Source organism: Streptomyces sp. NPDC031265 (assembly GCF_055570295.1).
Genome location: NZ_JBVIHM010000019.1, coordinates 132510 through 146803, shown reverse-complemented (window position 1 = coordinate 146803; position 14294 = coordinate 132510). Strand labels below are relative to the sequence as shown.

The 14294-nt window shown below is 70.4% G+C and carries 15 protein-coding genes; 3 read left to right on the top strand and 12 right to left on the bottom strand.

Annotated elements, in window-relative coordinates; translation table 11 throughout:
• Window position 1 precedes the first annotated feature (1 nt).
• From ACZ499_RS26495 to ACZ499_RS26465, 7 genes are all read right to left on the bottom strand, one after another.
• Window positions 2-844: an SMP-30/gluconolactonase/LRE family protein gene (locus ACZ499_RS26495; RefSeq protein WP_468678527.1), complete on the bottom strand. Its 843-nt coding sequence runs from the start codon at window positions 842-844 to the stop codon at window positions 2-4.
• Window positions 841-1611, bottom strand: coding sequence for an IclR family transcriptional regulator (locus ACZ499_RS26490; RefSeq protein WP_468678525.1), 771 nt, complete (start codon window positions 1609-1611; stop codon window positions 841-843). The genes ACZ499_RS26495 and ACZ499_RS26490 overlap by 4 nt, the downstream gene beginning before the upstream one ends.
• Before the next feature lie 150 nt (window positions 1612-1761).
• Window positions 1762-2112, bottom strand: coding sequence for a hypothetical protein (locus ACZ499_RS26485; RefSeq protein ID WP_468403949.1), 351 nt, complete (start codon window positions 2110-2112; stop codon window positions 1762-1764).
• 50 nt (window positions 2113-2162) lie between these two features.
• The gene (locus tag ACZ499_RS26480; RefSeq protein ID WP_468678523.1) at window positions 2163-2810 is read right to left on the bottom strand and encodes a carbonic anhydrase; all 648 of its coding nucleotides are present in this window, start codon (window positions 2808-2810) and stop codon (window positions 2163-2165) included.
• Between the two features lie 125 nt (window positions 2811-2935).
• Complete coding sequence (locus tag ACZ499_RS26475; protein WP_468678522.1) at window positions 2936-3724, bottom strand: class I SAM-dependent DNA methyltransferase; 789 nt, start codon at window positions 3722-3724, stop codon at window positions 2936-2938.
• 154 nt (window positions 3725-3878) lie between these two features.
• Window positions 3879-4079 carry a hypothetical protein gene (locus ACZ499_RS26470; protein ID WP_468678520.1) on the bottom strand — a complete coding sequence of 67 codons (201 nt, stop codon included), beginning with the start codon at window positions 4077-4079 and terminating at the stop codon, window positions 3879-3881.
• A 603-nt stretch (window positions 4080-4682) separates the two neighbouring features.
• Complete coding sequence (locus ACZ499_RS26465) at window positions 4683-5765, bottom strand: YncE family protein (RefSeq protein WP_468678518.1); 1083 nt, start codon at window positions 5763-5765, stop codon at window positions 4683-4685.
• A gap of 147 nt (window positions 5766-5912) precedes the next feature.
• On the opposite strand from ACZ499_RS26465, the gene ACZ499_RS26460 reads away from it, so the two are divergent.
• Window positions 5913-6893: a LysR family transcriptional regulator gene (locus ACZ499_RS26460; protein ID WP_468678516.1), complete on the top strand. Its 981-nt coding sequence runs from the start codon at window positions 5913-5915 to the stop codon at window positions 6891-6893.
• An 18-nt stretch (window positions 6894-6911) separates the two neighbouring features.
• On the opposite strand, the gene ACZ499_RS26455 is transcribed toward ACZ499_RS26460, so the two are convergent.
• The gene (locus ACZ499_RS26455) at window positions 6912-7280 is read right to left on the bottom strand and encodes a VOC family protein (RefSeq protein ID WP_468678515.1); all 369 of its coding nucleotides are present in this window, start codon (window positions 7278-7280) and stop codon (window positions 6912-6914) included.
• 439 nt (window positions 7281-7719) lie between these two features.
• On the opposite strand from ACZ499_RS26455, the gene ACZ499_RS26450 reads away from it, so the two are divergent.
• On the top strand, window positions 7720-9942 hold the full coding sequence (locus ACZ499_RS26450) for a polysaccharide lyase 8 family protein (protein WP_468678513.1): 2223 nt from the start codon (window positions 7720-7722) through the stop codon (window positions 9940-9942).
• A 17-nt stretch (window positions 9943-9959) separates the two neighbouring features.
• Here ACZ499_RS26450 and ACZ499_RS26445 read toward each other — a convergent pair whose 3' ends face one another.
• From ACZ499_RS26445 to ACZ499_RS26430, 4 genes are all read right to left on the bottom strand, one after another.
• Window positions 9960-10826 carry an SDR family oxidoreductase gene (locus ACZ499_RS26445; protein ID WP_468678512.1) on the bottom strand — a complete coding sequence of 289 codons (867 nt, stop codon included), beginning with the start codon at window positions 10824-10826 and terminating at the stop codon, window positions 9960-9962.
• Between the two features lie 109 nt (window positions 10827-10935).
• Window positions 10936-11718 (bottom strand): oxidoreductase, encoded by a 783-nt coding sequence (locus ACZ499_RS26440; RefSeq protein ID WP_468678510.1) that lies wholly within the window; start codon window positions 11716-11718, stop codon window positions 10936-10938.
• 106 nt (window positions 11719-11824) lie between these two features.
• On the bottom strand, window positions 11825-12403 hold the full coding sequence (locus tag ACZ499_RS26435; protein ID WP_468678509.1) for a TetR/AcrR family transcriptional regulator: 579 nt from the start codon (window positions 12401-12403) through the stop codon (window positions 11825-11827).
• 217 nt (window positions 12404-12620) lie between these two features.
• Window positions 12621-13469 (bottom strand): class I SAM-dependent methyltransferase, encoded by an 849-nt coding sequence (locus ACZ499_RS26430; protein ID WP_468678507.1) that lies wholly within the window; start codon window positions 13467-13469, stop codon window positions 12621-12623.
• A gap of 148 nt (window positions 13470-13617) precedes the next feature.
• On the opposite strand from ACZ499_RS26430, the gene ACZ499_RS26425 reads away from it, so the two are divergent.
• The gene (locus tag ACZ499_RS26425) at window positions 13618-14202 is read left to right on the top strand and encodes a TetR/AcrR family transcriptional regulator (RefSeq protein ID WP_468678506.1); all 585 of its coding nucleotides are present in this window, start codon (window positions 13618-13620) and stop codon (window positions 14200-14202) included.
• Window positions 14203-14294: the final 92 nt, after the last annotated feature.

The window sequence follows — 14294 nt, the reverse complement described above, 5'->3', positions numbered from 1 at the left end:
CTCAGCCGGCGAAGGCGGTACCCGGCATTCCGCGTCCCATACCGGGCAGCACCAGGAGCGACCCGGAGAGCGGGTGCGGCTGCCGCAGACCGGTCCGGGCCGTGGTGACGTACAAGTCGGTGAGGTCCGGGCCGCCGAAGGCACAGGCGGTGGGGCGGCGCACCGGCAGCTCGACGACCATCCCGAGCGTGCCGTCCGGGTCGTAACGGCGCACCGCGGCCCCGTCCCAGAGCGCCACCCAGACGCAGCCGTCGGCGTCGACGGTGAGCCCGTCGGGAAAGCCGTCCTTGTCCTCGATCAGCGCGAACGGCCGTCTGTCGTGGCCAAATCGGCCATCAAAATCAAGAACATCGATGCGCCGGGTCGGGCTGTCGACGTAGTACATGAGCCGCCCGTCCGGGCTCCAGGCGGTGCCGTTGCTGACTGCCACCGGGCCGGGCAGCGCGGTGGCCGCGCCGTCGCCCGCGATCCGGGTGAGGGAGCCGCCGCCGGGCGCCTCGTCGTAGCGCATCGTTCCCGCCCACAGGGCGCCGTCCGGCGCGACCGCGGCGTCGTTGCCGCGCCGCCCGGGCACGGGGTCCCGCAGCAGCCACGAGAAGGCGCCGTCGGGGCCGTAGAGCCCGATGCCGTCACGGAGGTTGACGACGAGGCCGCCGCCCGCGCGCGGCTTCGCGGCGCCGACGTGCTGCCCGGTCGCCATGACCGTACGCCGTCCGCTGGCCGGCTCGTACGTGTGGATCCGTGACGACAGGATGTCGACCCAGATCAGCCTTCCGGTCACCGGGTCCCAGGTGGGCCCCTCGCCCAGCTCGGCGTCTGCCCGCACCGCCACCTCGGGATTCATCGCACGCCCCGGTGGCCGAGCCGCACGGACAGGTCGCCCGCGCCCTTCAGCGCCAGCTCGGCGAGCTCCGTCTCGCGCGCCTCGCTCCACCTGATCATCGGTACGGAGATGGACAACGCGGCGACGACCCGGCCCGCGCTGTCGCGCACGGGGGCGGCCACGCAGCTGACGTCGGGGTTGGACTCCCGGTGCTCGAACGCGGTCCCCCGGACCCGTATCTCGCCGAGCGCGGTGCGCAGGGCGGTGGGGTCGGTGATGCTGTCGGCTGTCATGGCGACGAGCTCGACGCCGCCGATCCTGGCGTCGAGCTCGGCCTCCGGCAGCGAGGCGAGCAGCATCTTGCCCACGGAGGTGCAGTGGGCGGGGAGACGGCGGCCGGCCGCCGAGACCATGCGCACAGCGTGGGTGGAGTCCACTTTGGCGATGTAAATGACGTCGGTGTCTTCCAGGATCGCCACATGGACGGTCTCGTCGCACGTCTCGGCGACCTCGCGGGCCACCTGCTGCCCCTCGGCGGCAAGGTCCAGCTGCTCGGCGTACCGACTGCCGAGCTGATAGGTGCGGACGCCGAGCCGGTAGCGTCCCGGCTGCTCGGGCGCCGCCACCAGGTAGGAGCGGGCGGCCAACGTGGTCACCAGCTCGTGGACCGTCGTACGCGGAAGCCCGAGCCTGCGCACGACGTCCGGCGCGGAGAGCGGCGCCTCGCTCTCCAGGAAGAGTTCCAGCACGTCCAGCGCCCTGGCCACCGCCGGCACGAGTCGCCCCATGGCCCGCCACCCACCCTCTATGTTCGAAACTCCGGTCAACGACCGGAATGACGAACACAGGCTAGCGACAGGTTGGTTCAGGGGGCAATGGGCGGGAGGGGCTGGGCGCGGAGGCGCTGGGGAGGCCGCTTCAGCGCGAACAGCCGGAATTCAGAGCCACCGCTGTGCGGCCTCAACGCTGTCCCCGCCGCTGGTGTTGAACGCGATGGCCGCCTGTGGAGCATGCCGGTGGATCAGGTTCACGATCTGCTCAAAAAACGGAAGCAACTGCTCCGCCTTACGGATTCCCCCGCCGACGACCACCACGTCCCATGGGCGGCTGGTCAGCGACGCGACGAGTGCGGACTCGGCCGATTCATCGAATACGACCAGCGCCATGGCCGCGTCGATGCCGTGTTCCCCGAACCTTGTCAGCTCCGAGTCGAGAGCGGCGCGGAGATTGTTCCCGTCGATGCCGGGGATCGCTTGCGGGTCGTATCCGATGACAAGTACAGAAGACATACGGCCAACCTAACGGGGCCCGGCCCGGGCGTGACCGGCCGGGCGGGTGCTCAGCGCGTGCGTCCGGTGGACGCTGACGCGGTCGGGATCCCGTGAGCGGTGACGAGGCGGGCGTTGCCTTCGGCGAGTTGGTACGCCAGGCCGACGACGCCGGTGTGGGCGGCGGCGACCTGGTCGGCGAGAACGCGGGATCGGTCCAGGAGCAGGTCCACGGTGTGCAGTATGTGCGCGTCGATGAGGTCGCTGTCCGAGGTGAGACCGGCGGCGCGGGCGGCCAGCACGCTCGGGGTGACGCGCTCGACGACGTCCCGGACGTACCCGGCGGCGGGCAGCCCGTCCTCGACGGCGGCGCGGGCGGCCGCGACGGCACCGCAGGAGTCGTGCCCGAGGACCACGACGAGGCGGCAGTCCAGCACGCTCGTGCCGTACTCGATGCTGCCCAGGACCTCCGGTCCCAGGACGTGCCCGGCAGTGCGGACCACGAAGAGGTCACCGAGCCCCTGATCGAAGATGATCTCGGCGGCCAGCCTCGAATCGGAGCACCCCAGCAGCACCGCGAAGGGCTTCTGCGCCGGTGCGAGCTCGGCGCGCCGTGCGGCGTCCTGGTTCGGATGCGACGGTGCCCCGGCCACGAAGCGCCGGTTCCCGGCGAGCAGGGCGTCGAGAGCGTCGGAGGGAGAAACGGGAGTGGATGCCATGTCGGCAGACTCTACGAGGCGGGCGGCGGCGCGTGCACGGTGCGGGGCTGCACTGTGCACGCGCAAGTTGACGCGTCGGCCGCAGGCGTGCCGCCCTTGCTGTTGGCTGTTGGCCGCCGGAGGTGTCAGGAAGCCCGGTGGGCCACGCGGATCTTGGACTGGCCGTGCTTGCGTGTCTCCCAGTCGTCCATGAACCGTGCGGCCAGGCCGTGCCGCTCGGCGAGTGCGACGAGCGTGGAGGTGCGGTAGTAGAAGTCCTCGCGCAGTACCTGGTGTTCCGCGCCCTCCGTACGGTCGAAGGTGAAGTCGAAGAATCCGTCCGGCCGCAGGATACGTCCCACGTGCGCGAAGCACTCCTCGATGACCTCGATCGGTGAGTGCGAGAAGACACTGTGGGCGTGGACCACATCGAAATGGGAATCCGGCAGAAAATCGAAGGTCAGGTTCTGGGTGATCGTCAGGTGTGGCAATTTCGCCTGGAGGCCTTGGGATGCCACGGTGGCCTTCGCCGCGATGAGGATGTCGGGGGATATGTCTATGCCGTAGTAGTGGCCCGCGTCCAGGAATTCGATGAACCGCCAGCCGGCCCGCAGGTTTCCGCAGCCGATGTCCAGCATGCGCTGGTCCGGGCTCAGTCCGTGTTCCCGCAGATAGTCGAACTGCATCTTGCCCAGCGCCAGCCAGCGGTCGTGCGTCTTGCTGCCGACGGCCGCCTCCGGACTGCGGGCGGCGTCGGAGGCCATCACGGCGCGATAGTAGTCGACATGGTCGGGGTGCTTCAGGCGCAACCAGGTGTCTCTCGCCGTACGTTTGACGTGCGGGGCGATACGGGCCGGGTTGGAGATCGCGTAACGGATTCTGTGCGAAACACTCGACCTGTTGACCGAAACCGATCTGGCCTTCTTCTCAGGCATACCAGCCCTTCCGTGAGCGGAGTCTACGGAAATGACTGTAGGCAGCGATCAGTTGGGACTCATCCCTCGTGCGGCCGAACCCGATGGCTCCTCCTCAAGTGCCATATCCGTCGGAAGAAGGACGGGAGAAGGCGCACTGGGCGGCGGGCGGCCATCACGGCAACACGACCTCGCAGGCGTTCGGCGCCCCGCTGCCGTCGGTGCCGTTCCAGAAGACGGCCGGGCGGTGATTGCCGTGCTCCCAGTCCATCTGCGGCACCGGGGCAGGGGCGGCGATACTGGTCTCGGGCAGGGTGTACACCGCGCCTATGGGGTCGGCGCCGGCCCGGACGGCCGCAAGACCGACGGGCGCCACGCTGAGGTGGCCGGCGCAGTCGGTTCCGGTCCAGGCGATGCGGACGGAACCGCGGGACGATGTGAAGGCCGCGCGCTCGCGGCTCGCAGATGCTCCACTGCGCCGATCTCACCACCACCGGAGTGTCCGTCGCCGGTACGTCCGAGTTCGTGAAGGCGAAGGAAAGGGCCCCGTCGGAGGCCGTCCCCATCCACACGGTGCCTCCCCAGCCCCGGCCCATGTTAGGGACCGGGCCGCGCGGGCTGCCGAGGAAGGGCAGGGGGGATCGTCTCGCCGAAGTCGATCCGGCCGGTCTGGGCGAGGACGACACGGCCGCACTGGTCGACCATGTGGCGGACCGGACGCCGGTGGCCGGATGCGCGTGCGGACCGGATCCCGTGCGCCCTGCCCCTGGGCCACTCACCCCCGTATCGGCACCGCCACCGTGGTCGCGGCCGGAACCGGGGATCGGTGATCCGCCGGACCCGACTGCCGAGACCGACCCGGCTCGCTCCTCCCGTACGCGGGTCGCCCGCATCACTCCCCCGCCGTCAACGGCGTTGTGGTCGGCGACGAGCAACGCGCTGCGGTCGGGGGCGCGAGCAGGCCGACCTCGACTCGATCTCAGTCCGTACCCGGGATGTATGCCAGCCCATGAGCACCAGGTTCGCCCGTCTTGGCGATGTCCAACCGGCTCAGCTCCCGCAGCGTCTCCAGGTCGACGATGTGAACGGTGGACGAGACGACGCAGGACACGTACGCGATCCGGCCGTCGGGCGACGACGTGATGGTCAGCGGGAAGAGCCCCACTTCGAGCTCGCCCAGGCGCTTGCGGGTGTCGGCGGAGAACACCGTGAGGCGGCCCGGCGCTTGGCGGCCGAGCTGGGACGCCGGGTCGGGTTCCATGCGCACTTCGCCCACCAGCAGCTTTCCCGTCGAGGTGAGGTGCACCGGCAGGACGACGCTGTCCGTGGGCAGGGTGTCGACGACGGACGCCGTCCGGGCACCGATGACCTTGATTCCCGTTTCCGGCCGGTTCTCAGCGACGGAAAGGAAGGAACCGGCGTACGGCGAGGCGACGTAGGCGTACGCGCCATCGGCCGAAACGGCGAGTCCTTCACTGCCCGGCACCTCGACCTTCGCGGTGAGGACGCCCCGTTCGAGGTCGACCACCGACACGAACGGCGCTTCCTTGTTGGTGGCGTAACCCGTCCTCCCCGAAGGGTCGATGGCGAACCAGTGCGGGCCTGGTGCGTCCGTGTCGATCCTGCCCAGGGGCCGACGGGTCTCCGTGTCGATCACCACGACTCCGCCGGGGCGGTCCCCCGAGCCCTCCACGCTGACGTAGAGACGACGGCGTGCCGTGTCCAACGCCAGCCCGTGCGGGCCGTGTTCCGGGGCAAGGTCGACGACTTCGACGATGCGGCGCGTGTCGGGGTCGATGACGGTCAGCTCGGTGCGTCGGCCGCCGTTCGCGTGGTAGTAGCCCGAGTGGTACGAGGTGGTGCACCACAGCAGGCGCTGCGTCGGGTCGAAGCACAACTCATGGGGCTCGGCGAGGATGTCGATGGTCTCGATGTGCCGGTCGGAGGCGGCATCGAAGAACGAGACGGTCGGCCCGCTCTGACTGACCACTGCCAGTACGTCGCCGTCCCGACCGGCGTGGGGGGACTTGTGCGTGGAGGACACAGAAGGCACAGAGGGCACAGAAGGCTCCTTGGAAGGGCGGAAAAGGGTGTCCCGCGACGCGTCTCGCGGATGTCTTCCACTCTCGCCACGGGAGGGCTCCGCAACAATGCAAGAATGAGCACCTAATCATTGACTCAGGCGCAAACATGCAGCTCAGGAGTATCATTGGATCTCAATCTGCTGCGAGCCCTGGATGCTCTGCTCCAGGAGAACAGCGTGACCCGCGCCGCCGAGCGACTCGGCACGTCACCCGCGGCCGCCAGCCGTACGCTTGCCCGGCTGCGGCGTGCCGTCGGTGACCCGATCCTGGTCCGCGCGGGGCAGGGGATGGTCCCCACCCCGCGTGCCCTGGAACTCCGGGACGAGGTCAGCGCGTTGCTGCGCGGCTGCGACAACGTCCTGCGGCCCGGCGCCGGTTTCGACGCCGTGCATCTCCAGCGCACGTTCACCGTGCAGGCCACCGACCTGCTCCTGACGGGGCTGGCCGGGACCTTGACCGACCGGATCCACGCGGAGGCGCCACACGTGGACGTCGTCTTCCTGCCGGAGGCGATCGAGGGCGGACCGGCTCTGCGGCAGGGTTTGGTGGACGTGGAACTGGGCGTCCTCGGACATCTGGACCCGGAGATCCGCACCCAACACCTCACCGAGATGGCACTGGTGGGCATCGCCCGCAGCGGTCACTCCCTCTTCGACGGGCGGATCACCGCCCGCCGTTTCGCCGCGGCCGACCACATCGGCATCTCCCGGCTCGGCAAACGCCTCGGGCCCATCGACGGCGCACTCGCGGAACGCGGGCTGCGGCGCCGGATCGCGGTCGTCGTACCCAGCCATACGAGCGCGATGATGCTCGCCCGAACCACCGATTTCGTCGCGCTCACCCTGGCCGGCTGGCTCCCGGACACCATCTCCGCGCTGGGGTTGCGCACCTTCCCCGTCCCCCTCGACCTGGCGCCCCTGGAGCTGGGAATGGCCTGGCACCCGCGCAACTCGACCGACCCGGGGCACCGCTGGTTCCGCGACCACTTGGCGGCCGCGGTGCTGGCCCCGTCCGGCACGAAGCCCGGCACGGAGTCCGGCACCAAGCCCGGTACGGAGTCCGCCCCGAGGGACAGCCGGCCCCCGTCCCATCCCGCCCCCCGGTGACGCAGACACCGTCGCCAATCAGCCGATGACCAGGCAGAAGGGATGCCCGGCCGGATCGGTGAAGACCCGCCACCTCCCCCCACCCGGCTGATGCTCCGGCTTGCCCGCGCCCAGCTCAAGCAGCCGGGCCTCGGCCTCGTCGAGATCGTCGACCTCGAAGTCAATGTGCATCTGCTGGGGAACGGTCTGCGCGGGCCAGCCCGGGGCCTGGTAGTCGTCGACCCGCTGGAAGCCGATGAAGAGCCCGTCCGCGCTGTTGAGACCGGCGAACTCGGCGTCCGACTTCGGGTGGGGTTCGAGGCCGGTGGCCTGTTGGTAGAACGCCGCCAGAGCCAGCGGATCGGGGCAGTCCAGCGTTATCGCGGTCAACTTCATCTTCAGAGGCATGGCAACTCCGGGCCGGCCGGTGGACTTTGGCAGCGATCATCCCATCCCCCGTCCCCATGCGAGTACGGGGCGCCAAATGGTGACCGCGCCTGCGTGAAGCATTGACGGGAACTTCACGCCGGAGCTACTTTGCCCCCGCCCGAAAGTCCCCGTATCTGGTCAACGTTCATGTACATGACCTACGGCCGGGGCGCATTCGATGACGGTTCCGACGTGAGGACAAGCGATGTCGCTTGATCGCCGAGACGTATTGCGATGCGGGGCAACCGCCGCCGCGGCAGCCGCTGTTCCGCTCCAGCCGGCGCCCGCCGCGGCAGCGCCGGGGGCCGGGACTGGAGCCGGGGCCGGGGCCGGCACGGCGGACCACGCGAAGATCGTGGCCGCCTACCGGGAGCTCCAGATCGGCAGCAACCGGAGCTCCCCCCAGAGAAACCGGGCAGTGGCAGCCCTGGACCAGGTCGCGCTCGGCTACGACGCGGCCATGAACGTCGCCGCCGACCAGCTCTGGCCGGATCTGCCGGTCGGCCCCGGCAGCACCTACTTCCCCTCGATGTACTACCGGCTGCGGACCATCGCCGTGGACTGGGCCACCCCCGGATCCGCACTCTCGGCCCGGCCGGAGGTGCCCGAACGCATTGTCGCCGCGCTCAACACCCTCTACCGCACCCAGTACAACGAGAACACCGCCGAGATCGGCAACTGGTACTCGTACGAGATAGGTGTGCCGTACTGGCTGCTCCAGACCGTCGTGGCGCTCGGCGACCGGCTGCCCGCCGCCGACCGGGAACGCGTTCTGCGCCCGGTCCTTCGCTTCGTCGCCGATCCCAACCGCCGCACCTCCTCCCCCGCCGTGGTGGAAACGGGCGCCAACCGCGCGGACAAGGCGCTCATCACCGTGGTGTCCGGCGCGCTCGCCGCCGACTCCGCCCGGGTAGCCGTCGGGATCGCGGCCGTCACCGACACGGCGGGCGGCGGCGCGGCGGACCTGACCCGGCGCACCACCCAGGGCGACGGCTACCACCCCGACGGCTCGTTCGTCCAGCACGACGTGGTGCCCTACCCCGGCCACTACGGGCTGGTCCTGCTCAGTGCGGTCGCCGCCCTGACGTATGTCACCCATGGCACCGCGACCCGGCTCGCGCCCGCCGTGCGGGAGAAGTTCGAGCAGGTCGTCACCGATGTGCACGCGCCCTTCCTGTTCGCCGGCTCGATGATGGAGACGGTGCGCGGCCGGATGCTGTCCCGCCAGGGCGAGACCGGGCACGACGCGGGCCATCAGTTCATCGCCGCGGTGGTGCTGCTGGCGAGGACCGCCACCGGGGCGGCCCGGACCCGGTTCCCGCAACTCGCGGCGCGCTGGATCGCCGAGGGCACCTGGGCCCCGTACCTCGACGTCTCGAACGTGGGCCGGTTCGCGGGCGGCCTCCAGTCCGTCGGCGTGCCCGAGGTCGAGTTCGCCGAGCAACTGCCCGCCGTACGAAGGGATCTGACCGGCACGGCGATGCACCGGACGTTCCCGCAGATGGATCGGATGGTGCACGTCACGGACCGCTGGTCGGCCTCGCTCGGCACCGGCTCGACGCGCATCTGTCGCTACGAGTCCATCAACGGCATGAACCTGCACGGCTGGTACACGGGCGACGGTGTACTCTACACCTTCCTGCCCCAGCAGCAGGGCCATTACAGCGATGCCTACTGGCCCACGGTCGACGCCACGCTCCTGCCCGGTGCCACAGTGAAGGAAGCGGCCCCGCCGCCACTGCTCGCCGACCCGCCGCGCACCAGCCGTTCGTTCTCGGGCGGCGCGCGCTTCGACCACCAACACGGCCTCCAGGCACTCGACTTCGTGTCGCAGGACGGCACCCTGTCCGCCAAGAAGTCGTGGTTCTTCACCCCCGATGCGGTCATCTGCCTGGGCGCGGCCATCACCGACTCCTCCGGCGCCCCGGTCCGTACGGCGATCGAGAACCGCAACCTCGGCGAGAACCGCACCGCCGCCCTGCTCGTCGACGGCCGCCGTGACACCTCGCCGCTCGGCCGCCCCACCGTCGTGCCCCACGCGCGCTGGCTGCACCTGGACGGTACGGCCGGGTACGTACTCCTCGACGGCTACGACAAGAAACCGCTCACGCTGCTGCGCGAGGACCGCACCGGCACGTGGCTGGGCATCGACACCGGCGCCAACACGCACGGCACCTCCGACCCGTACACCCGCCGCTACCAGAAGATCGTGCTCGGCCACGGGGGCCGCCCCACCGGAGCGAGCTACGCCTACGCCGTGCTGCCGGGCGCCTCACCCGCCCAGACGCGCCGGGCCGTCGGCCGCTGGAAGGTGCTGTCCAACTCGGCCCAGGCGCAGGCGGTCCGCCTCGACGGACAGCTGACCGCCGCGTCGTTCTTCACCGCGGGCGCTGTCGACCGGGTGCAGGTCTCCGGGCCCGCCACCGCGCTGTGGGGCCGTACTCACAAGGGCTGGACCTGCGCCCTCGCGGATCCGGCCCAGACCCAGGGCACCGTGCGCGTCACGGTCGATTCCGGCGGTCACCGTGTCGTACACGCGGATCCCACCGTCACCGTGGTGGCCACCCGCCCCGAGCTGGTGGTGGACATCAAGGTGGCGGGGTCGTTCGGCGCGACCCACTCCTTCACCGTCGCCAGGTAGTCCTCTCGGCTACGAGGTCATCGACCTTCGACAGCTCCCGCGGGTATGGCGTGTTCGGCGGCACGGCTGACGTGCTCCCACGCGGCCCAGGTGTCCATGCGCTTGCGGGAGATGTCGAAGGCGAGGTCGTAGACCATGCTGCCCAGCAGCAGGCGCAGCGGCGGCTCGTCGCTGTCGACGAGCTTGAGCAGTGCCTCGGCGGCGAGTTCCGGGTCGCTGTCGACGGAGCCCTCGGCGAACTGCTTCTCCAGCTCCGCCCGCAACGGGGCATACGTCTCAAGGGCAGTTGTGCTGTGCATCGCGCTGTAGAGGTCGGTCCAGTAACCGCCGGGCTGGACGATGCTCACCTTCACCCCGAAACCGGCCGCCTCCATGGCCAGTGCGTCGCTCATGCCTTCCAGGGCGAACTTGCTGGCGCTGTAGATCCCGGTGCTGGGGAAGCCGGCCAACGCGCCGATGCTGGAGATCTGGACGATGTGCCCGGAACCCTGCTCGCGCAGAGTGGGCATCACCGCCTGGCTCACCCACATCGCGCCGAAGAAGTTGATGTCCATCTGGGCACGGGCCTCGGCTTCGGTGAACTCCTCGATCATGCCCATCGACAGCATCCCCGCGTTGTTGACGACGATGTCGAGCCGCCCGAAGTGTGCGACCGCCTCGGCCACGGCGGTGAACGCCGCGTCCCGATCGGTCACATCAACCGTGAGGGGCAGGACCCGCCCGGGGTGGGCGGCCGCGAGTTCCTCCAGCGGCTCGGTACTGCGTGCCGCGGCCACGACACGGTCGCCCGCGGCCAGGGCCGCCTCGGCGAAGGCACGACCGAGGCCGCGGCTGGCGCCCGTGATGAACCACACGCGGTCTGTCTTACCGGCTGACGTGCGCATATGCGTTGCTCCCCATCTGATGCGAGACGCAACGTCTCGCTTGATGCGGCAACTATGCCCCCGCCCGGCGCCCCAGTCAAGACGGACCGTCTCGTCTGCTTCGCACGCCTCACACCGTCTTGATGCCGCCGCCCTCAACGACGTAGTCGGCGCCCGTGATGCTGGCCGCACGGTCGGAGGCAAGGAACGCGACGACGGCGGCGACCTCGTCGGGCTCGACCATGCGGCCGGTGGTCATACCCATCGCCGCGGGCACGGCGGACACGAAGTCGCGGTGCCCGACGCCGTTCGCCTCGGCGAGGCGGGCGCCGAAGCTGTCGTCGTCCTCCCACATGCCCGTACGCGTCGGGCCGGGAGAGACGGTGTTCACCCGTACACCCTGCGGCCCAAACTCCTCGGACAGCGCCTTGCCGAACGCATTGAGCCCCGCCTTCGCGGCGCCGTACTCGATCGGGCCCGTGCCCGGCAGCCGGGCGGACATCGACGATATGTTCACCACCGAACCGCGCCGCTCCAGGATGCTCGGCAGCAGTCGGCGGGTGACCCGGACCGTCCCGAAGAGGTTGACCTCGAAGCTCTGCTCCCACAGGGCGTCGTCGGTCGCGAGGAACCCGTCCAGGGTGAAGGCGTCTCCGCCGCCGAGGTTATTGACGAGGATGTCCACACCGCCGAGCGCCGCGAGTGCCTGCGCCCCCAACTCCTCGGCGCCTTCGGGCGTACTCAGGTCGACCGCGACCGGGTGGGCGCCGGCCTCCTTCAGTTCGGCGGTGATCGTGCGGGCCGCGCCGACCACTCGTACACCCTCCGCGATGAGCTGCCGCGTGATCGCGAGACCGACACCTCGGCTTGCTCCGGTGACGACCGCGGTCTTCCCGGCGAGTTCGAGCTCCATGTCCGACTCCTCAAAGGTTTTTGAACTAGAGGTACAAAATACGTCCACAAAAAGGGCGTTCGGCCGACGACGCCGAACAACCACGGCCCAGCACAACCGCAACGAACTACAACGACCCCATCACCGCGTCCACGACCCGCCGCAACTGCGTGGCATCCTCGGCGGTCTTCGCCAGTACGCGCATGCCGATCACCGTCGCGAGCAGCCAGGCGGCCAGTGTCGCCGCGTCGCGGCCGACGTCGATCTCACCGGCTCGCCGGCCTTCCTCGATGGTCGCACGGAAGGCGCTCTCCGTACGCGCGAACATCTTGCGTACGGTGTCGGCCGTCTCGGCGTCCGAAGAAGCCGACTCAGCAGCGGCGTTGACCGCCATGCAGCCGCGCCGGTCCGGGTCGCCCAGGTCGAGCTCGACCAGCGCTTCGAGCGCACCCCGCAGCCGGTCCTTCGCCGTGCCGGGGTGGTCGAGGAGTTCCGCCAGCCACTCGGCCTGCGAGTCGCGGTAGCGGGCGAGCGCCTTTTCGAACAACGCGTGCTTGCTGCCGAAGGTGTTGTACAGACTGCCCTTGCCGATGCCGAGCTCGTCCACGAGGTCCTGCGGCGTCGTCGCCGCGTACCCCTTGCGCCAGAACACGCCCATCGCGCGCTCCACCGCCACGTCCGGATCGAACTGCTTCGGCCTGCCCATGGACTTACCGTAGCACCGTTTTTGACCTTGAGGTCAAATAGAAGGCTCCCAACCGGGAGCCCCCGGCGCCCGGTCGGCCGCACGCCGGTGAATGGCATGCGGGGCCTCTCCGCGCACTCCGGGCCGAACGGCAAGCCTTTCCTGACCGCCCACGAGAACGACAGCTTCCCCGCCTGCCCATCGCCGCCGACCTCGTCCGCCCGACCAGCCGGCCGGTTCAGGCCGGACGGTCCGCCGTGACCAGCCATGACGCGCTGCGCAGCCGGACCGTGCCGCCGGGCGTCTCGTGGGGGCGCAGCCATTCCCCGAGCGTCCGGCGAGCACGGTCCCGGGTCGCCTCGTCCACCTGCGTCATGAGGTGGCTGCCAGGTCCCGTGCCCAGCAGGAAGTCCGCCGCGTCCCCGGCTCCGCTCCCCCAAGTCCCGTACGCCTGGGCCTCAGTGACCGTGACGGCGGTGAACCCGGCCGCCGTGAGGACTTCGCGGATACGGGCCGGGTCGGCCAGCGAGAACATTCCGGGCAGCCCCGGCCGTGTCAGATCACCGAGCGGCAGCAGGCCGTTCAGGGCCGAGAGCGCCTCGACCCAGCCATTGCCCGTGGCAGCGGCCGGACAGACGAACGCCAGCCGCCCGCCCGGCCGCAGCGCCCGCCCGATGTTGCCGAAGGCGGCGACGGGGTCGGCGAAGAACATCACCCCGTAGCGGCTGAGCGCCGAGTCGTAGGCGGCCGGCTCGAAGGGGTGGACCTGGGCGTCGCCCTGCTCGTAAGCGAGGTGGGACAAGCCGTCGCGCTCCGCCCGGGCGCGAGCCTCGGCCAGCATCGGGCCGGAGAGGTCGAGGCCGAGCGCGTGCCCACGGGGCGCCCTGAGCGCGGCGAGCCGCGTGGTCTGGCCGGAGCCGCAGCCGATGTCGAGGACCCGGCACTCCTCGGTGAGGGCGGCGGCGTCGAGCAGCGGCTCGTTGAAGCCTTCGTTCACGGCGTTCCAGCGGTCCTGGTTGCGGGCCCAGTGGGTGCCTTCGGGCCCGTTCCAGGCCTGCGCCTGTTCGGTGTTGACGACGTCGAGCACGGGTGCCTCCTGTGGTGCGACAGAGAATGGGCGTGCGCCCAAACGGTATGGGCGCACGCCCATACTGGCAACCCCCGCTAGGATCCGCAGGGCGGGGAACACACCCGGTAACCACGGCAGCAGACGGCACCAGTACGGGAGAACGCCCATGTCACCGCGCGGAGTGGCGACGCCAGATGTACGGGAGCGGCTCTTCGCGGCCGCCGAGCGGGTCCTCGAAAGCGGCGGCCCCGGCGCGCTCACCAGCCGTGCCGTCACCACCGAGGCGGGGTGCGCCAAGGGGCTGCTGCACGCGCACTTCGCGGGCCTCGACGAGTTCGTCGCGGAGCTCTGCCTCGACCGGTTCGCCCGCACGGCCTCGAAGGCCGAGGCGCTCTCGGGGCTCGTCGGGCAGGGCTCGGTGGCGGGGAACCTGCGGGCCGTCGCCCTCGGGCTGCTCGACTCGGGCGGCCCTGCCGTCGCGGGCCTCGCCATGACGCGCCCGGTGGCCGCGCTGCGCATCCGAGAGGCGCTGGAGGCGGGGGCGCCCGGTTTCGCCGCGATCCAGCAGGCCATCGCGGAGTACCTGGTCGCCGAAAGCCGGCTCGGCCGCGTGGCGCACACCGTCGACCCGGACAGCACGGCCCTGGCCGTGGTGGGCGCCGCCCACCACCTCCTGCTGACCAGCTGGCCGGGCACACCCGACCCACGGGAGCAGCTGAAGCGCCTCGTGGTGGGTCTGGTGGAAGGGTAGGGCGGGCCCACGGCAGAGGGGCCGGGCGGCCGCAAGATGCCCGAGCAAGTAACGGAACCCCCACCTCCGCCATGCGAAGTCCAGGGCCCAAC